22 protein-coding genes and 2 pseudogenes are annotated in these 25,600 nt (G+C 52.6%); 10 read left to right on the forward strand and 14 right to left on the reverse strand.

What is annotated here, in order from left to right; all coding sequences use genetic code 11:
- Positions 1 to 76: 76 nt before the first annotated feature.
- Complete coding sequence (locus IPN95_14155; GenBank protein ID MBK9450518.1) at positions 77 to 2,659, forward strand: M1 family metallopeptidase; 2,583 nt, start codon at positions 77 to 79, stop codon at positions 2,657 to 2,659.
- Between the two features lie 10 nt (positions 2,660 to 2,669).
- Here the strand turns inward: IPN95_14155 and IPN95_14160 are convergent, their stop codons facing one another.
- Positions 2,670 to 3,323 (reverse strand): hypothetical protein, encoded by a 654-nt coding sequence (locus IPN95_14160; protein ID MBK9450519.1) that lies wholly within the window; start codon positions 3,321 to 3,323, stop codon positions 2,670 to 2,672.
- Between the two features lie 233 nt (positions 3,324 to 3,556).
- Between IPN95_14160 and IPN95_14165 the strand changes: the two genes are divergently transcribed.
- A complete protein-coding gene (locus tag IPN95_14165; protein ID MBK9450520.1) occupies positions 3,557 to 3,940 on the forward strand; it encodes a hypothetical protein in 384 nt (127 codons plus the stop codon).
- A gap of 6 nt (positions 3,941 to 3,946) precedes the next feature.
- Here the strand turns inward: IPN95_14165 and IPN95_14170 are convergent, their stop codons facing one another.
- Entirely contained in the window at positions 3,947 to 4,792 is an 846-nt protein-coding gene (locus IPN95_14170; protein MBK9450521.1) for a ZIP family metal transporter, read from the reverse strand.
- A gap of 108 nt (positions 4,793 to 4,900) precedes the next feature.
- Positions 4,901 to 5,515 carry a thioredoxin family protein gene (locus IPN95_14175; GenBank protein MBK9450522.1) on the reverse strand — a complete coding sequence of 205 codons (615 nt, stop codon included), beginning with the start codon at positions 5,513 to 5,515 and terminating at the stop codon, positions 4,901 to 4,903.
- 148 nt (positions 5,516 to 5,663) lie between these two features.
- Between IPN95_14175 and IPN95_14180 the strand changes: the two are divergent.
- The 3 genes and pseudogenes from IPN95_14180 to IPN95_14190 all read left to right on the forward strand — a co-directional run bounded on the left by IPN95_14180 (position 5,664) and on the right by IPN95_14190 (position 9,352).
- Positions 5,664 to 6,102, forward strand: a pseudogene (locus IPN95_14180) (peptidylprolyl isomerase).
- 243 nt (positions 6,103 to 6,345) lie between these two features.
- Complete coding sequence (locus IPN95_14185; GenBank protein MBK9450523.1) at positions 6,346 to 8,556, forward strand: M1 family metallopeptidase; 2,211 nt, start codon at positions 6,346 to 6,348, stop codon at positions 8,554 to 8,556.
- A 189-nt stretch (positions 8,557 to 8,745) separates the two neighbouring features.
- Positions 8,746 to 9,352: pseudogene (locus IPN95_14190) on the forward strand (M15 family metallopeptidase).
- Here the strand turns inward: IPN95_14190 and IPN95_14195 are convergent.
- From IPN95_14195 to IPN95_14240, 10 genes are all read right to left on the reverse strand, one after another.
- Positions 9,353 to 10,777 carry a hypothetical protein gene (locus IPN95_14195; GenBank protein MBK9450524.1) on the reverse strand — a complete coding sequence of 475 codons (1,425 nt, stop codon included), beginning with the start codon at positions 10,775 to 10,777 and terminating at the stop codon, positions 9,353 to 9,355.
- A 108-nt stretch (positions 10,778 to 10,885) separates the two neighbouring features.
- Positions 10,886 to 12,040: a DUF4272 domain-containing protein gene (locus IPN95_14200; GenBank protein MBK9450525.1), complete on the reverse strand. Its 1,155-nt coding sequence runs from the start codon at positions 12,038 to 12,040 to the stop codon at positions 10,886 to 10,888.
- A 57-nt stretch (positions 12,041 to 12,097) separates the two neighbouring features.
- A complete protein-coding gene (locus IPN95_14205) occupies positions 12,098 to 12,763 on the reverse strand; it encodes a hypothetical protein (protein MBK9450526.1) in 666 nt (221 codons plus the stop codon).
- Positions 12,760 to 13,017, reverse strand: a complete 258-nt coding sequence (locus IPN95_14210; GenBank protein MBK9450527.1) for a WG repeat-containing protein — start codon at positions 13,015 to 13,017, stop codon at positions 12,760 to 12,762. The genes IPN95_14205 and IPN95_14210 overlap by 4 nt, the downstream gene beginning before the upstream one ends.
- Before the next feature lie 32 nt (positions 13,018 to 13,049).
- On the reverse strand, positions 13,050 to 14,120 hold the full coding sequence (locus IPN95_14215; GenBank protein ID MBK9450528.1) for a WG repeat-containing protein: 1,071 nt from the start codon (positions 14,118 to 14,120) through the stop codon (positions 13,050 to 13,052).
- 2 nt (positions 14,121 to 14,122) lie between these two features.
- On the reverse strand, positions 14,123 to 14,770 hold the full coding sequence (locus tag IPN95_14220) for a MarC family protein (protein ID MBK9450529.1): 648 nt from the start codon (positions 14,768 to 14,770) through the stop codon (positions 14,123 to 14,125).
- 201 nt (positions 14,771 to 14,971) lie between these two features.
- Positions 14,972 to 15,436, reverse strand: a complete 465-nt coding sequence (locus tag IPN95_14225; GenBank protein ID MBK9450530.1) for a (4Fe-4S)-binding protein — start codon at positions 15,434 to 15,436, stop codon at positions 14,972 to 14,974.
- A 50-nt stretch (positions 15,437 to 15,486) separates the two neighbouring features.
- The gene (guaB, locus tag IPN95_14230) at positions 15,487 to 16,956 is read right to left on the reverse strand and encodes an IMP dehydrogenase (protein MBK9450531.1); all 1,470 of its coding nucleotides are present in this window, start codon (positions 16,954 to 16,956) and stop codon (positions 15,487 to 15,489) included.
- A gap of 78 nt (positions 16,957 to 17,034) precedes the next feature.
- Complete coding sequence (locus IPN95_14235) at positions 17,035 to 17,433, reverse strand: hypothetical protein (GenBank protein ID MBK9450532.1); 399 nt, start codon at positions 17,431 to 17,433, stop codon at positions 17,035 to 17,037.
- Between the two features lie 5 nt (positions 17,434 to 17,438).
- Positions 17,439 to 18,161 carry a hypothetical protein gene (locus tag IPN95_14240; protein ID MBK9450533.1) on the reverse strand — a complete coding sequence of 241 codons (723 nt, stop codon included), beginning with the start codon at positions 18,159 to 18,161 and terminating at the stop codon, positions 17,439 to 17,441.
- A 164-nt stretch (positions 18,162 to 18,325) separates the two neighbouring features.
- Here IPN95_14240 and IPN95_14245 point away from each other — a divergent pair, with 164 nt between their 5' ends.
- Entirely contained in the window at positions 18,326 to 19,567 is a 1,242-nt protein-coding gene (locus tag IPN95_14245) for an NAD(P)/FAD-dependent oxidoreductase (GenBank protein ID MBK9450534.1), read from the forward strand.
- A 38-nt stretch (positions 19,568 to 19,605) separates the two neighbouring features.
- Here the strand turns inward: IPN95_14245 and IPN95_14250 are convergent, their stop codons facing one another.
- Positions 19,606 to 22,056: a CotH kinase family protein gene (locus tag IPN95_14250; GenBank protein ID MBK9450535.1), complete on the reverse strand. Its 2,451-nt coding sequence runs from the start codon at positions 22,054 to 22,056 to the stop codon at positions 19,606 to 19,608.
- A gap of 246 nt (positions 22,057 to 22,302) precedes the next feature.
- On the opposite strand from IPN95_14250, the gene IPN95_14255 reads away from it, so the two are divergent.
- The 4 genes from IPN95_14255 (at position 22,303) to IPN95_14270 (ending at position 25,572) form a co-directional block, all read left to right on the forward strand.
- Positions 22,303 to 23,013, forward strand: a complete 711-nt coding sequence (locus tag IPN95_14255; GenBank protein MBK9450536.1) for a hypothetical protein — start codon at positions 22,303 to 22,305, stop codon at positions 23,011 to 23,013.
- A 125-nt stretch (positions 23,014 to 23,138) separates the two neighbouring features.
- Complete coding sequence (gene pheS / locus IPN95_14260) at positions 23,139 to 24,149, forward strand: phenylalanine--tRNA ligase subunit alpha (protein MBK9450537.1); 1,011 nt, start codon at positions 23,139 to 23,141, stop codon at positions 24,147 to 24,149.
- A gap of 1 nt (position 24,150) precedes the next feature.
- The gene (locus IPN95_14265; protein ID MBK9450538.1) at positions 24,151 to 25,008 is read left to right on the forward strand and encodes a 3-hydroxybutyryl-CoA dehydrogenase; all 858 of its coding nucleotides are present in this window, start codon (positions 24,151 to 24,153) and stop codon (positions 25,006 to 25,008) included.
- A 69-nt stretch (positions 25,009 to 25,077) separates the two neighbouring features.
- The gene (locus IPN95_14270; protein ID MBK9450539.1) at positions 25,078 to 25,572 is read left to right on the forward strand and encodes a hypothetical protein; all 495 of its coding nucleotides are present in this window, start codon (positions 25,078 to 25,080) and stop codon (positions 25,570 to 25,572) included.
- The last annotated feature ends 28 nt before the right edge of the window (positions 25,573 to 25,600 follow it).

A 25,600-nucleotide genomic window follows, 5' to 3' on the forward strand; every position in this document is an offset into this window, starting at 1 on the left:
GCGCTTTCGTTGTGAATGGTGGGGAAGTTCCGCACCTTTGCGGCGGAAAATTGCCGATTTTATCATTGATTCCCAAATGCAAGGCCGTTCCCTCATTCCATTCCTGCTATTGTTGTTGTCGTTGGGCTGCAAACATCAAACCCCCAATGCTGGTCCGGTTAAGGGTACGAGCCCAATCTCCAACGTTCCGGCAGCATCCCGCAGCACAGGTCTGAAGCCGCAGAACCCCAATTTTCCTTACCGCCCCTCGGATACCAAATACTTTGACCTGCTGCATACACAGTTGGATGTCTCCTTTGATTGGGAACATGAAGAATTGGACGGCAAGGCAATTCTGACGATCAAACCTTGGTTTGAGAGCCAAGACCAAGTGGTCCTCGATGCAAAGGGCTTTATCATTCATGACATTTCCTTGGCGTCAGGGAGTGGTCGAAATGCGTTGAAATACGGCTACGACAATACAAAAATCACGATCAAACTGGATCGCACCTACACACGCGACGAATCGTTGAAGGTTGCCATTCGGTACACGGCGCGCCCGACGATGCTGGATAGTTTGCTTACCGAAGAAGATGCGGCCGACCAAGGTCTTTACTTCGTCAATCCCCGGGGTGAGCAGAATGGAAAGCCCCGGCAGGCTTGGACGCAAGGAGAAACCCATGGCAGTCCCGCATGGTTCCCCACTTTTGACAGCCCCAATCAGCGATGCACCGCCGAAATCTCGATCACGGTTGCGGACTCCTTTGAGACGTTGTCCAATGGCTTGCTTGTACGCTCCGAGCCCAAGTCAGACGGCATGCGCACCGATTTCTGGGTGATGGACAAACCGCATGCGCCCTATCTTTTTATGATGGCGGTGGGCAATTATGCGATTGTGAAGGATCGCTGGCGCGACCGTGAAGTGAGCTACTATGTGGAGCACCAATATGAGCCTTATGCACGCTTGATTTTTGGGAAAACCCCGGAAATGATGGAGTTTTTCTCCAACAAACTCGGTGTTGAATACCCTTGGCAGAAGTACGCACAAGTTGTCGTGCGTGATTTTATCTCGGGTGCAATGGAAAACACGAGTTCGACCACGCATTTTGACCGGCTACAACACGATGCAAGGCAACACCTCGACAACAGCTATGAAGACATCATTTCCCACGAACTCTTTCACCAATGGTTTGGCGATTTGGTGACTTGTGAAAGCTGGGCCAATCTCAGCTTGAATGAGGGCTTCGCGACCTACGGGGAATATCTCTGGATCGAATACAAATACGGTTACGACGACGCAACGGCACATTTGCTCGATGACCGCATGGCGTACATGCGCAGTGCGATGCGGCAAAAACATCCGATCATCCGGTTTCACCATGGATTAGCAGATGATTTGTTTGATGCCCACAGTTACCAAAAAGGCGGACAGGTGTTGCACATGCTGCGCAAGCTGATCGGTGATGAGGCGTTTTTTGAAGCGCTGAAACAGTACCTCACAAAACATGCATACCAAGATGTTGAGATTCACGAATTGAGGCTGGCCTTCGAAGCGGTCACAGGGCAAGACCTGAATTGGTTTTTTGACCAATGGTACCTTTCCGCAGGGCATCCCGAATTGAAACTGGGGCACTCGTTTCAAAATGGAGAGTACCGCCTGCGCATTCAGCAGGTGCAGGACCAGACCCGAATCCCGATTTTTCGGTTGCCCTTGACGGTTGAGTTGGTGACCAAGGGCGTACCCGAGCAAACGCTGGTTTGGCTTGAATCCGCCGATACGACATTCAGGTTTGCGGCTTCCAAGGCACCGGACTATGTCATTGTCGATCCAGAGCAAGACTTGCTCCTTGAGATCAAAAGTGACACAGGCCAAGCTGAAGCGGCATTGATGCGACAGGCGATCACCTCCAAGGGCTATGCACGCAAGGCAGCGGCGTTGGATGGGATCGATTTTAACCAAATCACCGACTCGGCATTGCAAGCCTTGGTCATCCTTGCACAAGATCCTTTTTGGGGCACCCGGACCAAACTTCTCGAGGAAATAGAGGGCGGACTCGCAGGGGGAAAAGCCGCAGCTTTGAACATGGGAATTGGATTTCTGGGCGATCGCAACACCCACCTGCGCATCAGCGCTGCCTTGTTTTTACACAGCAATCTCGGCAACATGCCTGCAACTTTGAAGCCGGCCGCCGCCGCTGCCTTGCTTGCCGGGATTCAAGACAGCAGCTATACCGTCAGTCAATTTGCCCTTGAGACCTACTACGCGCTTTCCCCGGACGAAGGTCTTGCCCATGCCAAAAAACTGATGTCCCAACCTGAACCGCATCTCGTCGGCATGATCTCCAAAATCCTGAAGGATGCCGGAGTTGCGGAGGCTTTGCCGTTTATTCAAACGCATCTCTTTGATTCCAATACCGACGGAGGTGCCAAAATAGCCATGCTGCGTGGGATGGGAGAGTATTTGAATCAGCGACCTGCCGAGGAAAAGGAGTCGGGAACCAAAATGCTTCAACGGATTGTCGATGAAAAAAATGGGCGTTGGCTCAGGTTTACTGCCTTGCAGACTTTGAGCGAACTGAACAAAACCGAGGCATTGAAAAGCTATTTTGAGGAGCGATTGAAACAGGACAAGGATCCCATGTTCCAAACGCTGATACAGCGATACTTGGCCGAAAACTAAAATCTTTCCATCATCCGCGCTGATCCCAAAGGGCGTAGCCAAAATTCAAGAAGAAATAAAGCGGCTTGGGTCCAGGATTGATATGTGCGTTAAAGGCACGAGGAAAAAAATATGCTGCTCCCGGATGAATGAACCATGACTTCTTTTTTCCGATCGGCTGCCGAAACTGCATGCTCAATTCGATGCCGGGCAAAATGCGGCTAACGCTGGAGGTCGTGCTTGCCAAGCTTCCTTGCCCCACCTCATTGGAATACCTTGCGAGCAAGGGCACTTGCAATCGCGGCCCCAAGAAAACGGCCCATTCCCTCGGACGATGGTATTCGTGAATCCGCAATTTTCCCAATACTGCGACGTCCAGACTCACAAATGAAAATTGCATTTTGGAGGTGGAGAGTTGGTCGGTCATCGTGGAGCCATCTGCGGTCGAAGGGAACATCGCCGTTGCACCGGCATTGATATGGAAGCCATAACCCTTCCCACAGGCATAATGCGAAAAAAATGCATTTGCATTGGCTGCAGGGCCGATGGCATTCCCCGTTCCACTCATGAGCATGGACAATCCAGGCCCGGCCTCGACCCCAAATTCTTCCAAATTGTATTGTGCTGCCAGCAGGCAGGGAAACCCAAACAGGGCCGACAACAGGAAAGTGCGCAGCAATTTCATACTCCAAAGTTAATCCCTCTCGGTTACAAATGAGATTGTTGCCGCGTGAATCCAAGATTCCCGCACCGGTTTCAGCTGAAATTCAAATAAAAAACCTTGCCTCGCGGCTTCTCCTTTTGCCGCAAAAAGTTCTAACTTCCATCAGAAATATTCCCTTTTACCTTGAATGATTGACAATGGAAGACAATACCCTCCCCAGACCCAGGCCGATCCTTGTTACACTCTTGGCAATTATGACCATAATCGGAGCCGTTTTTGCATTTGGCCTTGCCGGATTAAAAGAGCTGATTCCGGACCTAGGTCGTAACGATGTCCCGTTGCCGCTGTGGATTTCGGCGACAGGTTATGTCATGAGTCTGGGAAAGTTGGTTGCGGCCATCTTTTTGCTGGGCATGCGTCGAATCGGCTTTTTCCTTTACGCTGCCTTTGAAACCATTTCGGCGATCATGTCGATCATCGGAGGGAAAATCGGGATGGACTACCTGGATACCAGCTTCAGCAATCCCGACGTGCCGATCGACCCAAAGGTGTTGATGATGTTTGTGGTCGGATTGGGAATCGGATTGTCGATCCTCTTCATTGGTGGATTTGCCGCGCATCTCAGCAAAATGAAATAGGCAAGGCTAGCCCAAAGCCACGTCCAATACCATCATCACGGTGAATCCAACCATGGCACCCATGGTCGCCAAGTCCGTATTTCCTTTGCGATGCGACTCCGGGATCAATTCTTCGACGACCACAAAGATCATGGCGCCTGCAGCGAAGCTCAAAGCATAAGGCAGCAGTGGCTGCATGACAAGCACGGCAATGGCGCCCAATACGCCTGCGATCGGCTCGACGACCGCCGAAAGCTGTCCGTAAAAAAAGCTCTTGCGACGGCTGAAACCCTCGCGCCGCAAGGGCATGGACACCGCCAAGCCTTCGGGGAAATTTTGTAGGCCGATCCCGATTGCCAGCGCTATGGGGGCAGCCAACATCTCGTAGGTTATAACATCGTGATAGGCGAGTGCACCAAATGCCACACCGACTGCCAATCCTTCTGGAAAGTTGTGCAAAGTGATCGCAAGCACCAGCAAAATTGAACGGTGCCAAGTGGTCTTGATGCCTTCGGCCTCCTCCGTGCGAAAACCGATGTGCAAGTGGGGCAAAACCTTGTCGATCGCAAAGAGAAACAATGCCCCGGCCATAAAGCCAACTGCGGCAGGAACCCATGACGGAACCGTTGATTCGCCTGAAAGAAATGCCTCCTCTGACATCTCAATGGCGGGAGCCAACAGGGACCAATAGCTCGCGGCAATCATTACACCCGCAGCGAAACCCAGCATGGCATCCAGCAGCTTTTGGTTCACTGTGCGCGTGAAAAACACCGTCGCAGCGCCCATTGCGGTAATTCCCCAAGTAAAGGTCGTGGCAATCAGCGCCATCCAAATCGGACTCATTCCCAATAACCAATCTCGAATGCTTCCCATATCCTTGCGTCTTTAAGGCAACTAAACAAAGAATTTAGACAAATCTAAACTTTTTCAGAATACCCAGCAAACCGAATTCATTGGATGCGGAAGAATTTTCGTACACGCCTAATCTTCAGCCGACTCCAAAGAAAGCACCAATGCGCGCAATTCGGTTTGAAGACTGCGCGTATGGTCTTTGGAATACCAAAGTTGCATGTCAATGATAAACTCGGCGTAGGGCTTGCGATCGGGCAAAGCCTTGTAGTCGATGATCAGTTGTTGCGCGGCCTGCGGTCTCGGTCCCCAAGTGGCGACAACTTGACCAGAAGAGAGGTCCGTGACAATCAGTTTGGGGATCGATCGACCTCCATTGGTCAGGTATTGATCCATAAAATCGAGATTATCGTCACGCAAGATCATTTCCAGTTTAATCTGTGGATGGTCTTTGACAGCTTTTGCGATAACCGGCAAATTTTGTCCTACGTCACCACACCATGCCTCAGAGATCACCATCCAATGATATTTGCCTTTGAGGCCATTCAATGCAGCCGTAAGTGCAGGATCGATTTCGGTTGTCTTAAAAATGCGGTGCATCCGCTGTACGCTCATTTTGGTGTACTCAACATACTCAGGCGTTTGTATTGCGCCTGTGGTTTTGTTTTCAGCAAGCAATGCTTCGCACAAGGCGACATAATCTTCGTAGCTGTAAACAACCCTAGAATTTTCGATTACATTATCCATACTTCTCCATTCAATTCTAAAGGGTTAAAACCCATAGCAGGTTAAAATAGTTCAAAAAAGGATGGTTTAGGCAGCATTTTGTATTAATTCTCATTTCACGCTGCCAATCGTTTCCTCCTGTGGACAGGGTTTGCTAATTTTGCCTCCTATGAAAATTGCTGAAATACATACTGCGAAAGGTCTGCTGAAGGCGGAGCTTTACGAAAAAGAGGCGCCGAAGACCGTTCAAAACTTCGTTGATCTTGCCAACAAAGGCTTTTACAATGGTCTGAATTTCCACCGCGTATTGCCAGGTTTTGTGATCCAGGGTGGATGTCCCGAAGGTACAGGCCGCGGCGGTCCCGGCTACCGCATTCCCTGCGAAACCCATGGCGAGAAGCAATTCCATGACCGTGGCGTTTTGTCAATGGCCCATGCAGGTAAAGATACCGGCGGTTCCCAGTTTTTTATCGTATTGAGCCGCAGCTCGACTGCCCACTTGGACCGTCAACACATGCTTTGGCAAAGTGTTTGAAGGTTTGGAATTTCTGGATGGCATCAAGCAAGGCGACAAGATCGAAAAAATCGTGATCGTCGAGCAAGCTTGACCCGATACCCGTTGACGCAGCATTTGTTGCGCTAAACAGAACGATGCAATTTCTGCGAATTGGCTTGGAAGGCTGATCCCGCAGGGAATTGCATCGTTTTGATTTTGTCGTTGTAGACCGTTTGGACACTACTTTCACGCATTCAATAAAATTCTTGGCCCATCATTGGCTGCAACCATTCCAAAACGCAGTAACTTTGTTGTGTAGATGAATGGGAAGCGGCAAATGTTGAACGATGTGCAAATGAGGCACTTATGTGTCTTGGTTTGGGCCACCTCCTTGTGCTTCGAATTACTGCCTGCCCAAAACGCAAATCCCTTCCAGCCTTTTTCCTGGGAATGGCCTACACCGAGTGCTTCGCGCTTGGCGTCCGGCGCACCCGGTCCCTCCTATTGGCAACAATCCGCCGATTACAAAATTGATGTGGTGCTCGACGACGTGCGGCAGCGCCTCACCGGGGACGAATCCGTGACCTACCACAATCGGAGTCCGCATACCCTCACCTACCTGTGGATGCAGCTCGATCAGAACCTGCGCAAACCCGATGCGATGATCCGGCAGATCACCCAAGGCAAGAGTTTCTCCAATCCCTCCCAATATGACCGGCACTTTACCCAGGAACCGACGTTTGTGGGTGGAATCGAAGATTTGCAGGTTACGAGTGGTGGTCGCCCCGTGACGCATACGGTCGTGGAGACCAACATGCGCGTGGACCTCGCCAAGCCGTTGGCCCCTGGCGATTCCGTGCAATTGCAGCTCCATTGGAGCTTTGCCATCAACGACGCCCGTGCCGCCGAAGGCCGCAGCGGCTATGAATTTTTTCCCGAGGACGGAAACTACATCTACGAAATCGCGCAATTCTACCCCAGAATGTGTGTCTACGACGACGTCAAAGGCTGGGAAAACCAACCTTTCGTCGGTCCCGCCGAATTCGGCTTGGAATTTGGTGACTTTGATTTGCGCATCGATGTGCCCGAAGACCATGTGGTGACGGCGAGTGGTAGCCTGCAAAACCCCAAAGAAGTGCTTTCCAAAGAGCAACAGGAGCGATTGGCAAACTTGAATGCCCAACCTGGCAAGCCGCAGTTTATCGTCAAGCCCGAAGAAGCCAAGGCCAATCAAAAATCCAAGGCCAAGGGCCGCAAAGTCTGGCATTTCCAAGCGTCGAATGTCCGTGACGTGGCATTTGCAAGCTCCCGGAAATTTGCCTGGGACGCGGCCTATGTCCAAATCGGCGCCAACAAGGTGCTTACGCAGTCGCTTTACCCCAACGAGGCCATTCCTCTTTGGGACAAGTATGCCACGCATGCCATCATCCACACCTTGCAGACCTATTCGCGGTTGTCGATCGACTACCCCTATCCAGTAGCGACGGCGGTGCATGGGCCTGTCTGGGGAATGGAATATCCGACCTTGGCATTTTGCGGCGGGCGTCCGACCTCGTCGGGCTATTATTCGCGACAGGCCAAATACCTGATGATCGGCGTCGTGATCCACGAAGTCGGACACAATTTTTTCCCGATGATCGTCAACAGCAACGAGCGCCGCTGGGCTTGGATGGACGAAGGGTTGAATTCGTTTTGTCAGATCATTGCCGAACAAACCTTTGAAAAGGGTTTCCCGCTTCGTCGCGGACCGGCAGACAACCTTGCGGACTTCATGCTGAGTTCCGACCATCAGCCGATCATGACGAACCCGGAGTCGTTGCGCGACAATGCAAGCATCAGCTATGAGAAGACTGCGGTCGGGCTTTATATCTTGCGAAATGAGGTCATGGGGCCGACAGCATTTGACATGGCTTTCAAGGAATATGCCCGTCGATGGGCCTTCCGGCATCCGGAGCCGGCTGACTTTTTCCGCACCATCGAAGATGCCTCGGGCCATGCTTTGAGTTGGTTTTGGCGCACGTGGTTCTACGAATCACAATCCCTGGAAATGGGGATCGGGAAGGTCAAGCATTTCCTGCTTTCCAAAAACAGGGCAGCCAAAGGATATGTCGATCCACATCAGATTGCGATGCCGGGACCGACCTCTTGGTCCTGCTATTCCGACGACAAACCGGAACTGACCGACCACTATTCAGGCATGGAAAGCACGAGCGCCGAGGCCAACGACGAATTTTTGCGGGACTTGTTGCAGCAGGCAAAGGCCAAGCCTGACACCTCCACCGCCCTTCATGCCTATCAAATAGTTGTCGAGCGGAATGGCGGCTGCATTTTGCCCGTGCAAGTACAGGCGCTCTTCGCCGATGGTAGCCGCGTGCGGTACCGCCTGCCTGCCGAAGTTTGGATGCAGGGCAATCCGACATTCGTCAAGGAAATCTATTCTGACCGTCCGATTTTGGCCTTTGTCTTGGATCCGGATCACCTCATTCCCGACACTGACCGCAGCAACGACATCTTCCCGCGGGAAAATGGCCGGCAACAGTTTGAGACGGCCGACCTCAGGAAATAGCCAAGCCGTAAAATTTTTGTAACATTGGCCTCGATTGAGACCACATCCATGCGTTACCAACGATTTGCCTTCCCGTTTGCCTTTGCCCTGTTGCTGATTTTTTCATGCAATCCGCCTGCACAGGAACCGAAAACCATTCCGACGGAACCGCAACCACCCGTTGAAAAGCCCGTGGAGCAACCCAAACCGATGTCGGAATACGAAAAAATGTTCCGGGATTCAGGCTTGGTCGATCTCGAAGAATACATTCCGGGAATCAAGATCGACCTGAAATACACCACCCTCGACAACTTCGTGAAGGCCGATGTCTATGGCGACTTGGAAAAATGTTTCCTTCGAAAGGAAGCCGCTGAAAAATTGAAAAAGGCCCAGGAACTGCTCCACGAACAGCATCCCAACTATACTTTGCTCGTTTTTGACGGCGTGCGTCCGTTTCGTGTGCAGCAGTTTATGTGGGATTCGTTGCACATTCCCAACAAACGGAATTACCTCGCGCCGCCTTCTGAAGGTTCGATTCACAACTATGGCTGCGCCGTGGACTTGAGCATCGCCGACAGTCTCGGTCAAGGAGCTGGACATGGGAACGCCGTTTGACTTTTTTGGCGAATTGGCGCAACCGCAGTTGGAAGGTCAAATGCTGGCGAATGGCAAACTCACCCAGGAGCAACATGCCAACCGGATGCTACTGCGCTCCACCATGCGCAAAGCTGGATTTTTTGACATCAAAACGGAGTGGTGGCATTTCAACGCCTTCGGCAGTAGTGCGGTCAAGCGCACCTACACCCGTTTGCCCTGATCAGGCGGCAGGTTTCAGCAGGAAATTGAGCAAGAATTGCATCGAATCGGCGGCCGGTTGAGGTCCGTCGGGGCCGTCCAATCCGAAGTATTCCTTGAGGCGCAATCCGAATGCAGCATTGACCAACAAACGGGCATTGCCATTCTCATCCAAGACGGGTTCCATTTGCGCTGTCACGTCGAGCGGTACTTTGACCGACATGAATTCGAGTTGGCCGCGGACCGCAAATTGGGTGAGCACCCCGAAGGCAAGCTTGGGATTCTCCATACTGATCATTTTCTCGAATGTAAAAAATGCCTTGGGGTCCTTGAGGATGCCGATCATTTCATGGACGTGCGCATCCAAGCCTTGATCACCCATCGTCAGCGAACCGGTCTCAATGCCAAATTTGCCCATCGCTTGTTCGATGCCGGGTCCGGCGGACAATTCGAGGTTGCCGAACAGTGTCTTGACTTCGCCGGCATAGTAATCCATTGGCGCGAGGAAGCTGAAGTTGAGCACCGACCCGCCCGCCTCTACGGGACCCGCGAATTCCCACTTTGTTCCCAAGCTGACGTTGGTAGCAGGAGTAGCAGCTGCTCCCTCGGGCGCTTTCGGAAGTTTCAGGCCCAGTTCTTCCCAAGATTTTGTGATCGTATTGGCAGGAACGGGCAACATGCCATCGCCTTTGGTGGTACTCGCCAATTGTGCCGCGATCTCCGCCTGAAGCACCTTTCCGGCTTCCTCCACGACTTTTTCCCAGCTTTTCCAGGTGCCTTCGAATGGTTTTTCGAAACGTTTGTAAATGGGCTCGATGCAATTGAACTGGGAATACATTTCGGCGGAGAGGAAAAATTTGCCGTCGGTACCGTGGTACGGATAAATCGCAAGGTACATCGCGCGGTCACTGCGTTGGGCGGTGTAAAGCGTCTGAAGGGTAAAATTGTTCGCGCCTCTTGCCAAGGCTGCAAGTGCAGCTTTTTGAAAAGCAGCTGCATCGTGACCCTCAGGTACCACGCCAGCGAGGGCGGTAATTTTCACTGGCGAAAACACCGTTGCGCGGTCTCTTTTCCAAACGAGCACATCATGCTTTTCATTGGTTGCTAGCGGTTGCGGCATGCGGCTCACGGTGCGGATGAAGGTCTTGAGTTTGTCGATGTATTGGTAACGGCCGATGTACAGCGAGCGCCCCAGGTGATTCTGAAAGTAAATGCTGGGCGTAAATGTGACCTCGGCGGGCGCACCTTTGGAAATGTTTTTTTCCGTCAATGTTATACCTTGGCTTTTGGCCATTTCCTTGATCTGCGGCAGGAACTTTTCCTTGAAATCCTTGGTGACAGCCGCCTCGGCATCACCCGTGAAGACGATCAATTCGCCGCCGCCGGCAAATGCGGTTTGCTGAAAAATGGCCACAATGGCCAACAAGAAGATGATTCGAATTTTCATTTTTCCTTTGTGCATGGAAACCGACCAACAGGAAGTCGGAACCGCTACATCCTAAACGCAGCTACAGATTAAATGTTGCAACATGTAATTTTTAATCGGCCTCCGGAATCAAGTATCCGTCCTGACGTTGTCCCATTCCTGGTCGAAGTAGCAGCGCAGCCAATTGAGTGCATAGTGGCGTTCGTAGACCACACCGGATTCCATGTTGGCCGGGGCAGCCTCTCCGCGGAGGCGGGCATTCACCACCGCCCAGTTGAGGCGGTAAGCCAAGTCGCATTGGTCCAAAATCTCTCCGACCGATCGCAGCGTGCTTTTGGCGAGGAAAGCCTCAAAGCTACCCGCTTCATGGATGACCTGTACAGATTTGGGGACATCGCAGATTTTGTCGGGGAATTCGAGCGAATCGATGTGCCCGAGGACCCAAAGCAGGGTCCAAAGGCTTTCGTAACGCCAGATGAAGTTGATTTTGTCTTGCTGCGAAGGATTCGGATTTTGTATAAACGCACTTTCCTGCGGGCTGAGGAAGGGGGCGATCCCGAAGGCGGCGATGACTTGTTGCACGATTTCGTCTTCCAAGCCTTCGGCTTTGACTGCGACAATCATGAGGGCCAAGGCCCTTTGCGCCACCTCGGCTACCGGCCGGATGCGGGCAATTTCGTCGCCTTCGATCGGCGGCAGCGCCGAAGCCACCGGAATTTTTCGCGCGATCAACAACGCATTCGTCTTGCTTTTGCGTGCACTTCCGGATTCGGTCACAGGCGTCAAAGCGTCAAATTCGGAGGAATCGACCTGAACTGGTAATTCAGAGATGCCGCTCCGACCTTGAAAGTCCATGATGAGTTTGCCGGTTTTGTCGAGCATCTTGCTGCCTTGCCAGAAAATAATGGCGTCCAAGGACTCGGCTACAGCAAAAACAGCTTCCTCAAGACCACGCAATCCGCCAGGGGCTTGCACATCGATCGCCAAACGGCTCGTCGCAATTTTGGTGCGCAACCGCGCCAAAATATCCGGATTGTCGGCCGGAATGCTCTGGTACACGTGCTGCAGTCGTTTCTTGGCTTCTACCAATTGTCCTTCATCCAGCGGCATAAACGTCACGGTTGCCTTGGTAAACAGCTTGCGCCGCGTCACGGAAACCGTTCGCCAATTCTCAGCGGTGCCTTCGGTAGAAAAGCCGTCCGCACCGTAGGCGATCGTCAGGCGTTGATGAACCAGCGCCAGATCAGTAACGTTGCTCAGGAGAATGCAATTTTCGTTGGCCATAGGGAAGTGAAAAGTGATTAGTGAAAAGTGAAAAGTGCTTTTGAGCCTAATTCCTTATTAGCTGAGTTGATGGTGGGTTTGGAAACGGTTGGCGCCGCCGTATTCTTCGAGCAGGCCTACGGCCATTTGCATGGCTTCGCTAAGATGTGCACTGCCGCCGAATGCGTAGAAGGCCATCAGGAAATTTTTGGTTTCGGGGCGCACCATGGTGCGTTCCGAGTCGCTCGTCGGGGTGCCAAAGGCGCCGAGGTCATCACGCATCACCGGGAAATATTCGATGTTCATCTCGCCACGGCCGATGGTGATATAGGGTTCGTCGGCGCGGCCGATGCCCAAGATCGGTTCGCCCACGATCTTGTCGGAATCCCATCCACCGATCGAGAAGCCGGTACGGATGGAGACCAAGTTGAGCAGATCCACGACATTGTTGACTTGGTAAATGCCCTTGCCCTGCAATACGCGTCGGATCAGTGCCTCGGCACTCGGACGGTAGCGGCTGGGCTCCTTGCCCAGTGCGCGGTAGGCGTCGCGGGTGTCGGCGATCGTTGGAATTTCGTGAATGCCTTCGACTTTGAGATTGGCCATACGCTCTGCGCAGGCTGCTTCGATTTCAGCCAGCAATTCGGCAGGGGTGTCGGTGACTTCGACATTGCATTGAATGCAACCCAAAGTAAGCCGCGGACAAAGTGCTTGAATTTCGGGGGAGACGAGCGGTACAATCATGGCTTTTTCCGGTATTCTTTTCCGTTGCGGTCCACAAAAAAGCGTTCGCCCGTAACGGGGTCGAGGACAGGCGCGCCATGCGCCTCCATGAAGACGTAGTCGTAGGCGGACCCGTATTTGAACGGAATCACCGTCTTGCCAGACTTGTCAATGAATCCGTAGCGATCCTTCTTCTGTACCCAAGCCAATCCGTTTTTGAAAGCACAAGCCCATTCGTAGTCAAAAGGAATCGCCATCCGGCCCGTGGAGTCCACAAAACCGAACTTCTCCCCTTTTTGGGCGACGATCAGGCCTTCGGAGAATTCGTCCCAAAGCCCGTAGTGGGTTTCGCCGACTTTGTTTCCTTGGCGGTCGTAAATAAACCACGTGTTTGCCTCCTCGGTGATGCCTTTGCTTTCCAATTCGTAGGGATCGTAGGCGGCACAGGCGACAAACCTTCCCGTGAATGTCCCCGCGATGCGGGCAAATTGAAACGGAACGATGGTTTTCCTGTCGAGTCGATGACCCCGTATTTGCTGCGGCCCACAGGATCGGTCTGAATGCCGACTCCAAATCCTTCCTGCAACGGGTACATCACCTCAAAACGATCTGCGCCGAGGGACTTTCCGTTCCGGTCGATCAGCATCCAAGCCTTTTGTCCGGCCTTGCGAACCGGCGCGACGCCGTGATAAAAGGGGAAAACTTGATCCATGTCTGCGGCAATCAGGGTCTGACCCTTGCTGTCTAAATAGCCCCATCGCCCGTCTTGAAAGATGGCCAAGCGATCTTCATGGCAATCGGTCATCACCTTCTCTACCTGTCCACGGTCGATCCGTTTGCCTTGTTTGTTGACCAAAGCGAAGCCGTTTGTCTGTTGGAAGCCATAGACGCCGCAGCCACAGTCGAGAATGCGGTTGGGCAAAATCGGGGGCACGACCTCCACTCCATTTTTGTTGAGCAAGCCAAAGCCGGTACCTGTCTTGACCACGGTGAGCCCATTGTCAAGAAAGGCACCCGCCTCTTCATATTTCGGGGCAATGACGACCGCGCCACTCGAATCGGTAAATCCCCAGAAGCCGCCTTCCTTGTAAGGGATGAGCAGGCGCTGGCGCATCGCGGCTTCCTCCTCGGGTGTGATCAGCGGCTTGGTCGTGTCCACGCCGATCAGCGGCTCCATCACGTAGGTCTTCTCTGCCGATTGACTTTCTTCACTGCTCCCGCCGCAACCTGCAACACAAAAGCCAAACAGCCCGATGAAGGCCAATACAGGAAGGGAGAAGCCAATGCGAATCTTCATGGCATCAAAAATAGGGGGAAATTCGCTGGGATTGAAACGGAGGAGCTGTGCCTGACGAATGGCAGCCTGCTTTGCTTTCAACTTCAATCAATAGGATAAGCCTCCTCGGGTGCTTCCATTTCCAAAGTGGATTCCACGGCTGCGGGCGACGCATCCGAACCGACTACCTTGCCGATATTGCTGCTCACAATCTTGATGGCAATGGCCAAGAGGATGATCCCGAACACGCGCCGCACAATGGCGATTCCGCTAGGACCCAAAATGCGTTCGATCAGGGTAATGCTGCGAATCACAACATAGACGATGATGAGATTGATGAATACACTCAGGAGAATGTCGGCCGTCGTGAAGACCGCCTTGAGGGAAACGAGTGTCGTCAAGGTTCCGGCCCCGGCGATCAGCGGGAAAGCCAAAGGCACCACGGTTCCCGTCATGGGATTGCTGTGTTGCCTGAAAAATTCGCGGTCAAGCACCATTTCCATCGCCACGATAAAAATGACCACCGCGCCTGCCAACGCAAAGGAATGCACGTCGATGCCGATCAGCGAAAGCAATTGATCCCCCACAAAAAAGAATCCGACCATGATCGCACCCGAAATCAGGGTCGCCTTCAAGGCGGGAATGTCTCCCATTTTGCTGCGCAAATCGATCATCGTGGGAATGTTTCCCAAAATATCGATCACTGCAAAAAGGGTGAGTGAGATCGTAAGGACGTTGCTGAAAATGAACATAAGCTTTGACCGAAATTGAATTCGGAGGCAAAATTAGGCGCATTGAATTTCTTCCCGTCCGCAACCACTGTGACCAGAATCATATCGCTATTAAACTCCAGGACATGGTGCCGAATGGCCCAAGTACAACTGGCAATCCCTCAGGTCCAAATCGGATAGGCACCGATTCGACCCGGCAAACAGGCGAAAAATATTTTTTGACTAGGCGGGATTTTGCGGCTGTGAATGCGCTTCTCCCTGCCAACCCGCACGTTTGTGCGCGCCATCGCAGAAAGGCTTCTTCTCCGAAAGGCCACAACGGCACAGCGAACACTTCTCCGTCTCCATGATCAGGTTGCCTTCCAAGTCCACGATCCGCACCTTGCCGACAATGCGCGCCGAACCGTTGGGGACGATTGTGATCAGAATGGGTTCAACTTCCTCCACGGGTTCGGGCTCCGGTTGCTGTGCCAAGGCATAGCTCAATGCGCCACTCGGGCATTTTTTGACCAAGTCCACGATTTTGTCGATGCTGTCGCCATTCACATCGATCCACCGCTTGCGGTGGATGTCAAACACCGAGGGCAATTCCTTGATGCAAACCGCGGAATGCTGACAGATATTGGGATCAAACCGAACCGTGATTTGATCGTTGCTGTATTCTTGTACTCTTTTGACTTCGCTCATTGCAATCTTGCTTTGGATCTGCTGAATTGATCTCCCCGATTCTCCCCGAATCAGGAGCGTGAATAGTTGGGCGCTTCCTTGGTGATTTGCACATCGTGCGGATGGCTTTCGCGCAAACCTGCAGAGGTGATGCGTACGAAGGATGCTTCTTGCAAAGCCCTGATGTCGGCTGCACCGACATAACCCATCGCTGCACGCAGGCCGCCGACGAGTTGATACACCACTTCGGAGACATTGCCCTTGAAGGGAACACGTCCGACGATGCCTTCAGGAACCAATTTTTGGATATCGTCTTCGACGTCCTGGAAATAGCGGTCCTTGCTTCCTTCTTTCATGGCTTCGATCGAACCCATGCCACGGTAGCTTTTGAACTTGCGACCTTCGTAGAGGATGGTTTCGCCTGGGCTCTCTTCCGTACCGGCAAACAGTCCACCGGCCATGATCGTGCTTGCACCGGCGGCGATTGCCTTGGGGATATCACCCGAATACTTGATGCCGCCGTCTGCGATGAGCGGGATGCCTGCCTTGAGGGTGTATTTGGCCGCCTCGATGACCGCAGACAACTGCGGAACGCCGACGCCCGCCACCACGCGGGTGGTGCAAATCGAACCCGGACCAACACCGACCTTGATGCCATCGACGCCGGCATCTCCGAGGGCTTCGGCTGCGCTGCGTGTGGCAATGTTGCCTGCCACCACTTGGAGTTCGGGGAAAAGCTGCTTGATGCGCTTGACCATGTCGAGTACGCCTTGGCTATGTCCGTGGGCGGTGTCGACGGTGATGCAGTCCACGCTTGCGTGGACGAGCGCGGTAATGCGGTCGAGCGTGTCGCCTGAAACGCCTACGGCTGCGCCGACGCGCAGGCGACCAAGGTGGTCTTTGCAGGCGTTCGGGAAGTTGCGCTTCTTGAGAATGTCTTTGTAGGTGATGAGGCCGGTGAGGCGGCCGGTTTTGTCCACCACGGGCAACTTCTCGATTTTGTGGCGTTGCAGGATCTGCTCGGCTTCCTCGAGGGTCGTGCCTTCCGGAGCGGTGATGAGATTTTGCGAGGTCATCAGGCTACCGATCGTGCGGCCGTCGGCGGCTTGGAAACGGAGGTCGCGGTTGGTGATGATCCCGACCAACATACCCGCAGCGTTCACGATGGGAATGCCTCCGATTTTGTTTTCAGACATGATGGCCGAGGCACGGGCGAGGGTATCTTCCGGGCTGAGCGTAATCGGATCGACAATCAATCCGCTTTCATGGCGTTTGACGCGGCGGATATGCTCCACCTGCATCTCGATGCTCATGTTTTTGTGGACGAACCCGAGACCGCCTTCGACTGCCATGGCGATGGCCATTTGGTATTCGGTGACGGTATCCATGGCTGCAGTAACCAATGGAATGTTGAGCTTGATTTCGCGGGTCAAAAAGGTTGCTGTGCTCGCATCTCTTGGCAAAATCAAAGAGTGGGCAGGCAATAGTAGAACGTCGTCGTAAGTGAGACCTTCGTAGAGAATTTTATGTGAAAAAGGCATGGCGCAAATATTCTTGATATTTGCCAGACAAAGCTACAAAAGAAATCTTGAACCGAGAGATTAAGATTTTGTGATGTGCTAGAAAGTGGGATCCGCTGCCGGATTCACTGTTGTTTTCTTCTCCCAAGCGAATTCAGCGACCAAGTATTCCTCGCCTTTGAACATCACCGTAAAGCCGATTTTGCTTTCGATTTCATAGACTTTGGGGTCGAGATCGGGGTTGAGCATGACGTTGTCGCGGATCAAGTCGACACCCAGATCATCTTCGGCCGCATAAATTTGCATCAGAAAATCTTCGCGGCGCAAGCTGTCACCCGCCACGTGTTCCAAGGCCTCGGGAGACATTTTCCACCCCAAATCGTTGAGGATCAACAGGGCGTCATCCTCTTGATAAGTAGATAAACGCCGCTTCTTGCGGTGACGGACGCCACCGATCCAACTGCTGACTGCTCTTTTGAGTCTCTGGAATTCAGACATGATTTCTACTGTTGCTTGAGTTCAAAGGTATCGCTTTTCAGGAGAATGTGGAAGTCGTGCCTACCTGAGGAAATTTCAACATCCTCATCGATGGATAACGAGCGCACACCAACCTTGGCCCAACCATTCAAATGGTATTGCCCGGGCAAAACGTTCAGGATGTATTCCGAGGACAAACCCTTTGGCTGCTGCTTTTCCCAGCTCATAACTTCCTCCCTGCTCAATCGGATGGAACAGCTTTCTACGGTTGTATCCTCCATGGTCATTTCGATGAGAAATTTGACAGGGACCAACCGCGAATGCAATCCGTCGGAGACAAAACTAGCTACGAGAGCATAAACGTCATTGAACCGCTGTTGATCTTCGTCAACGACAAAACTACCGCCGGCATTGTCGACATTGACCGTGACCTTCTCATAAGAAACTTGCATCGACACACCGCCACGGTCATGGACGATGCCCTCCTCCCTGGCACGAATGCCTGTCGGATTCAATGCGCGAACCTTATTATAGAAGTCATCGAGTTTGGCCTTCTCGGGCTCAAAGACCCAGCGGTTGTTGCTTTGCTGAAAGAAACTCTCCCGACCTGCGCTGTCTTCCGTGATAAAATAGGTTTCGCTCTCCGGAAGCATCCCTCCGCCTTCGTAAAAAGTGATTTTGAAATCCGCCGGCCGCTTTTCGGGAAGTTTGGGGCCGCCGCCGAGCGTGGAACAGCTAAAGCACAGCATAGAAGCGATGCAAAAAACGAAGTGCAGGGATTTCATGAAATGAATTTACGCGAATCCCTGCAGAATCCGAAATAGACTGGCTGGTGCTTGTTCGAACCTGAAGCTGGCATTTTCCAAAAGCAGGATCGGGTTCGCCGTTCGAATTTTGGCTAATTTGCCGCCACATGAAAAATGGATTGCATATCGCAGTGATTGGCGGCGGTGCCGCCGGATTTTTTGCGGCTATCCGCTGTGCGGAGCTGCATCCGGAGCATACCGTCACGATTTTGGAGCGGGGCGGCGACTTTCTGGAAAAAGTCCGCATCTCGGGCGGCGGGCGTTGCAATGTCTGCCCTTCGGAGTTTGTCCCCCGCGAATTGGTGAAATACTATCCGCGTGGCGGCCGCGAATTGATGGGCCCCTTCAATACATTTTGCAGCGGCGATACGGTGGGCTGGTTTGAAAGCCGCGGGGTGGCCCTCAAAACCGAGGACGATGGCCGGATGTTTCCCGTCACCGACGATTCCGAAACCATTGTACAATGCCTCCGGCAAGCCGCCAAGGCGGCAGGCGTCTCCATGCTTGCCAAGCGCACCGTGATCGGCATCGAACCCGTCGATGGCCGCTGGCAAATCGACATCGCCCGCGACAATCCGCTGGTGGTGGACCGCGTCTTGGTCGCGCCGGGCAGCACCAAAACCATCTGGGCCATCCTCGAAAAGCTCGGCCATACCATCGAACCGCCCGTGCCGTCGCTGTTTACCTTTCACATCAGCGACCCGCGCATCGAAGGCTTGCAAGGGCTGTCCGTACCGGATGCGGAGGTGCGTGTGAGCACCGTGTCCTCGCAAAGCGGGAAGGGTTTGAGCGCAAGGGGGCCGCTGTTGATCACGCATTGGGGCATGAGCGGGCCGGCCATCTTGAAGCTGAGCGCTTGGGGGGCACGGACATTCGCGGAATTGGGCTATGGGTTTGATTGTGTCGTCAATTGGTTGGGGATCTTCTCCATGGAGCAGATGCAGGAACGCTTGCGACAGGAAAAAGAGGTGCAGGCGCGCCGCAAGGTGCAGGGCAAAAACCCATTCGATTTGCCCAACCGCCTCTGGAACACACTTTGCACGGCAGCCAAAATTTCGGACCACGCCAATTGGGGCGACCTGAGCAAGCAGCAGTTACAAGCCCTCGCCACCGAATTGGTCGCTGGAACCTACAAAGTCACGGGCAAAAGTGCCTTCAAGGATGAATTCGTGACCTGCGGCGGCGTGCGCCTGAGCGAGGTCAACTTCAAGACCATGGAAAGCAAGGTTTTGCCGGGCGTCTTTTTCGCTGGCGAAATCCTGGACATCGACGCGGTCACTGGCGGATACAATTTTCAGGCTGCCTGGACGACGGGCTGGGTGGCGGGGAGCGCCTTAGGGAGCGAATAGGTCATCCCTTCCAAGGTTGTCGGATAAATTTCCTGCACCTACAACTTCACCACCTTTTTCACCAGCACAAAATCCGACGACTTGACGCGCAAGGCGTAGAGTCCCGCAGGGATATTTCCCGTGCCAAGGGTGAACAGTTGGGTGCCCGCCTCCCCTTCCTGCCTGATCACGACTTGCCCGAGCTCGTTTTGGAGTTCGATGGTACAAGCTTCCACCGTGGGATGGTCCAATGCAACCTGTAACTTATTGGAGAAGGGGTTCGGGTAAATGTCACCGCGCATTTCGTTGCCATCTGCAAGGCCTACATAAACAAACTGGATGGAAATACTGGATGTGTCTTGACAACCAATCGAATCCGTGAGGATCAAGGTGACCACGTAAGCGCCGTCTGTGGCATAGGAATGCATTGGATTGACGGAAGTGGAGGTGTCACCATCCCCAAAATCCCAAAGATAACTCGTCGCATTTTGCACGGTTGGAGAGAAATTCCAATCCAAGCTTTGGGCGACTTGTTGGCCGGAGAAGCTGGCGTCGGGAATGGAAATTGCAACATCCATTTCTTTTCGCGCATAGCAACCCCATTGGTCGGTCACCAGCAAACCGTAGGTGCCGGGTGTGGTGAAAACAATGGTGGATGTATCAGGCCCGGGTTGCCAGTTGTAGTCGAACTGGGTGCCATTGAAGCCTGCGTCATAAAGGGTGGCATTGCATACGACCGTATCGGTTGGCAGATAAAAGACGGGCGGGGCAACATTCTCGGAATCGAGTTCGAGGTCCATCCAAGCCAATCGCCGCCCCATGTAGCTTCGGAGGGAATCCATGTGGACGTCATAAGTTTGACCACCCAGCAGATTCCACTTCACAAAATTGCGGGACTGCGCCTCGTTGACCAGTCCGTAGAGGCTGTCGATCAACGTGGTGAATGCGGTGTCGCTCAATGTATTTTCCCGGAGCATCGACCAACGGCAGGCGACTTGCTTGCGATAGTCTTGTTCCGTCCAAAGCTTGCTCCACCAAAACGGAAATGGCCAATAGGGGTGGGTCATCTCCCAAACCCAGCCGCTTGTGCGGGCCGGCAGGGTATAGTCCATGGCGCGGTCATAGTCCCAAGGCGGACCAATTTTGAGCTTGCCGCCATCGGTCGCCTTTTCCTTGTACAAAAATGTGCTTCGTCCGTAACTGTCATAATTGACGCTGAATTCGTTGACGATCAAGAAATCAACAAAGCTGGAGACCTTGATGAACTTCCGATATCCAGAATCCGGGTGAGCGAAATTGGGCCCATTCAGCACATTTTCAAAAGAGTCGACCACAGCGTGAATGTAATTTCTCTGCACAGGCAAGATGGTCGTTGCATTGGGATAGACAAACTTGAACTCCACTGGATAGTTGCAGGTGAGGTCGTTGATGGGAGGATAAATCGAATTCCATCCAGCAGGATCGCCGTTGATGTTCATTTCAATGATGTATCCCCCGGTCAAATCAACGCCGGCAGTATCGGTCGTCTTCAGTTTGGCAATGTCGACGCGGTTGGAGTCGCGCTTGATTTTTTCGGTCAATGTATAATAACCGCTGTAGACGCCATCTACAAGCACTTCACAGGCCTTTGTCCGTGGCGCATAGACACCCATCCGCCTTGCCATTTCATAGGTAATCGTGTTTTTGATCAAGGTGCGGTCCAGGTATTCTGCCTTGAAAATCCAATCGTGCTCCACGGGCAATCCCAACAAATTGGTGTCCAATTCGAAGCCAAGGCTGTCGACGAGTTCAAAATCATAGTTTTTCTTGGGATAGGTAGGCCCGGTAAACCCTTGCCATTCGGCCATGATCGTCCCGACAAACGCATAATTGGTCTGGTTGGTGTAGTTGCGATTGCCCGGGCCGTTGTCGATGATTTGCATCCTGACCGGCACCTTCGGATCATTGGCCATCGGAGTTCCCAGCGTTGTGAGCTTTACGATGGGTAGATTGCTCGAATAGAAAGGAAAAGGCTTGGCAGGATTTGCGCTGAAGGTAAGCCTCCAATCCACCAATGTGCCCACCCTTTGCGCGGCGGTATCTTTTACCCTTAACTTCCAGACCCCGTTGGGATTTTGGCCCATGTTGACATCGCCTAAATAACCTTGGCAGAGGTAGCTACCGGTAAACGGGGCAGTTCCCGAAGCAATGGGTGTCCCCAATCCGGTCATGCAGGTATTGGTGAAATTGTCCCCGCTCCCACCGACCCCGGCAAAAAGCTTGATGATGACACCATTCGGTGCTTCGAGCCTGACATCCATGTCCGAGTCACGGGTGTGCAGGATGTTGATGCAGACAGACTCCAAACCGTAAGTGGTATCGATAAACGGTGCCAAACCACTCACGGTGAGCGTGTAAATCGTTGTTGTGTTGTTGTCTGGGATTGTCTGATTGACTGTCGACGTGAACGTCTGACCAAACAATGAAGAAACGCAAAACAGCCCTACAAGAAGGGAAGCCAATCGATTCATACCTTTGAAATTTCTCAGATCCAATACTACCTACCTGCCAAACCGGCACCGAAATATGAAGCTATTAAGAATTTATTAATATTCCATTTATCAGCACCAAATCCCCTCAAAAAGCAGCGGTCTCCCGATCTAGCTCGAAAAAAAGAAGCTTTTTCGTTCAAGAATTACTTGATTAGCTTACTTTTTGGCCTGCCAACTTCTGATAGAATTTTAGTCGAAGCATAAAAAAAATCGCGCACAACGTCCATGAATCCTCCTCAATTTACTCCGCTGCCCACCATTCTTTTTCTGGTCATCACACTGTTTGTCTTCGTGGTAATTGTCCAAGGCTTGGTGGTCGGATTGCGCGGCATTAGACATCCGAATTATACGAGCATTCTTTATCTGGCGATTTTGGGGATGTTTTCTTGGCTGGGAGGACTGTTTCTCTTGAGTACGAATGGCTTCTTTGCCAATTTCACCTCCATGCCACCGCGTGTAACGGTGACGATTATCGTTCCATTCGCAGTGATTTTGTTTTTGACCTTCAAGCGTTCGTTCGGGGAGTTTTTGGATGTTTTGCATCCGATATTTCTCATTTACCTTCAGGCGTTTCGGATCTTGGTCGAAGTGGTGCTTTGGCTGCATTTCCGGGATGGCAATTGTCCCGAACAGATGACCTTTGAAGGATGGAATTTTGACATCATCGCCGGCATCACGGCGCCGATTGTTGGCTGGCTGGCATTCGGAGGAGGGCGCGAAAACAAGAAGTTGGCCATCGTCTGGAACTTGATCGGCATGGGGCTCCTGCTCAACATTGTAATTACAGCCATGCTTTCCGTCCCACAGATTGGCGTCTTCACCCCACCCAACTACATGGTCGCCTATTGGCCGATGGTTTGGTTGCCCGGGTTTGTGGCCCCGTTTGCGATGATGCTGCATTTGTTTTCGCTAAGGCAGTTGTTTCGGATGAAGTGACCGATGGTTCCAAAGCATCAATCGGCAAATTCGGGCAAAGCCAAATAAAATAATCGCAGCCCTTGGCGCCCAAGACCGCCTACAATTCCCCGCAGAATCGTAATTTTGCAGCACATTTCTTAAGAATGGAAGATAAGATCAATGCCGTCCATGCCGAGCTTGCCGCCTACGCGGGCACGGACGCAGAGGAATTCAAGCGGCTTTTCACGGGCAAAAAAGGATCGATCAGTCAGCTGTTTGAGGACTTCAAGGACCTCCCCGGCCCCGAAAAAGGCAAATTCGGGAAGTTGCTGAACGAGCTCAAGAATGCTGCAACGGTGCGCTTCACCGAATTGCAGTCCGAGGCACCCGCCAAACGCAGCAGCAGTGCGCCCGCCGACCTGACCTTGCCGGGCGACCCGCATTTTGTCGGTTCAAGGCATCCATTGTCGATCGTACAAAACCGCATTGTCTCCATTTTTGAGAAAATCGGCTTCGTCATCGCCGATGGCCCTGAAATCGAAGACGATTGGCACAACTTCACGGCCCTCAACATGCCCGAGGACCATCCGGCACGCGACATGCAAGACACGTTCTTCCTGAGCGACGACATGCTCCTGCGCACGCATACGAGCAACGTGCAGATTCGCGTGATGAAGGATCAAAAGCCGCCCATTCGCATCCTCGCGCCAGGCAAGGTCTACCGCAATGAAACCGTTTCGGCCCGTGCCCACGCATTCTTCCATCAGGTCGAAGGGCTTTACGTGGACAAGGACGTCTCCTTTCCCGACATGGTGCAAGTGCTGGATTACTTTGCCAAGCAGATGTTTGGTTCCGAGACCAAGGTGAAGTTGCGCCCAAGCTTCTTCCCGTTCACAGAGATCAGCGCTGAGATGGATGTGAGTTGCATGATCTGTGGCGGCAAAGGCTGCAATGTCTGCAAACACAGCGGCTGGGTCGAAATCCTGGGTTGCGGCATGGTCGATCCGGCGGTTTTGGAAAACTGCGGCATCGACCCCAATGTGTACAGCGGCTACGCCTTCGGGATGGGCATTGAGCGCATCGCGATGTTGAGCTACGGCATCAACGACTTGCGTTTGTTCTCACAAAATGACCTTCGCTTCCTTCAGCAGTTTCAGGTTTTGAATCCTTATTGAGATGAAAACGATCAAAGACATCCATCATGTAGCGGTCATCGGTGCAGGCGTCATGGGACGCGGCATTGCGCTGGCGGCAGCATTGGTTGGTTACAAATCAACGGTGTATGATATTCATCCTCAAATGCTTGAGGATGCCAAAGCCTACTTTGAAAAGTTCCTGAATGACTCGGTAAGCCGTGGCAAGATGGACGATGCAGGCCGTCAAAAAGTGCTTGACAACCTGGTCATCACCAGCCATTTGGGCGACCTTAAAGCCGACATCATCATCGAGGCCATTCTGGAAAATCTGGACCTGAAGCAAAAGGTTCTCCGCGAAATCGAGGCGATCAACACGGAGGATGCGATCATCGCGAGCAATACGAGCACCATTCCGATTACCCGCATTGCAGCAGGATTGAAGGTTCCAGGTCGCCTGATCGGCATGCACTTTTTCAATCCGGCGCCGATCATGAAGCTCGTCGAGGTGATCTCGGGTGCAGCAACAGAGGCTTGGGTGAGCGATGTGACCTTTGCCTTGGCAAAGAAAATGGGCAAGACTCCGGTGCACGCACAGGACGAACCCGGCTTCATTGTGAACCGTGTCGCGCGACACTATTATCTGGAAAGCCTCAAACTGTTGGAGGAAAACGGTACGGATCACGAAACGATCGACCGCCTGATGGAAAATGTCGGTTTCAAGATGGGCCCCTTCAAGCTGATGGACTTGATCGGTGTGGAAACGAACCATGAAGTGACCAAGTCACTCTACGAAGCATTTTTCCATGACGAGAAATTCAGGCCGAGCAGAGTCCAGCAAAAAAAGGTCGATGCAGGCCATTTTGGCCGCAAAACCGGACGCGGATTCTACAACTACTAAATTTCTTCAAAATTTGGTGTACCTTTTGCTAGGCTTTTGCATTTGGATCTTAATCCCAACCCAAGAATTATGAAAGTGAAACATACGCTGCTTGCCCTTTTGCCGATCATGGTATTGCTCATGACAGGTTGTCCCGTCGGATTGGACTATTCACTGGGAAAACCGGGCTCTGAGGAAATCAACAAGGCGTTGATTGGCACATGGGTCAATGCATCCGAAGAGGCGGAAGTGAAAAAGGTGAAACTCGCCAAAGGCAAAGACAACAGCTACGAGGTCACGGTCTTGGAACGCGGGGAAATGTATTCGCTGGAAACAAACGATCTCCAAGGCTGGGTCACAAGTGTCGGGGAAAAGAGTTTTCTCTACCTGAAACCCGACGGAGAGGAAAAGTACTACCATTACTGCTACTGGATGGACGGCGAAAATCTGATCACCTGCGATGTTTCCCTTCTCGATGGCGGCGTTGATGCAGTCACTTCGACGGAAACCTTGCGCCAACAAGTCGCCAAGTCCATGAGCATGTCTGACTGGGGCTCTGAAACACAGGAGTGGGGCAAGGAATAAGCCTGTTCCTGGCTATCCTTTCGCTGCC

The sequence above is a fragment of the Bacteroidota bacterium genome, from assembly GCA_016718825.1.
GTDB lineage: Bacteria > Bacteroidota > Bacteroidia > J057 > JADKCL01 > JADKCL01.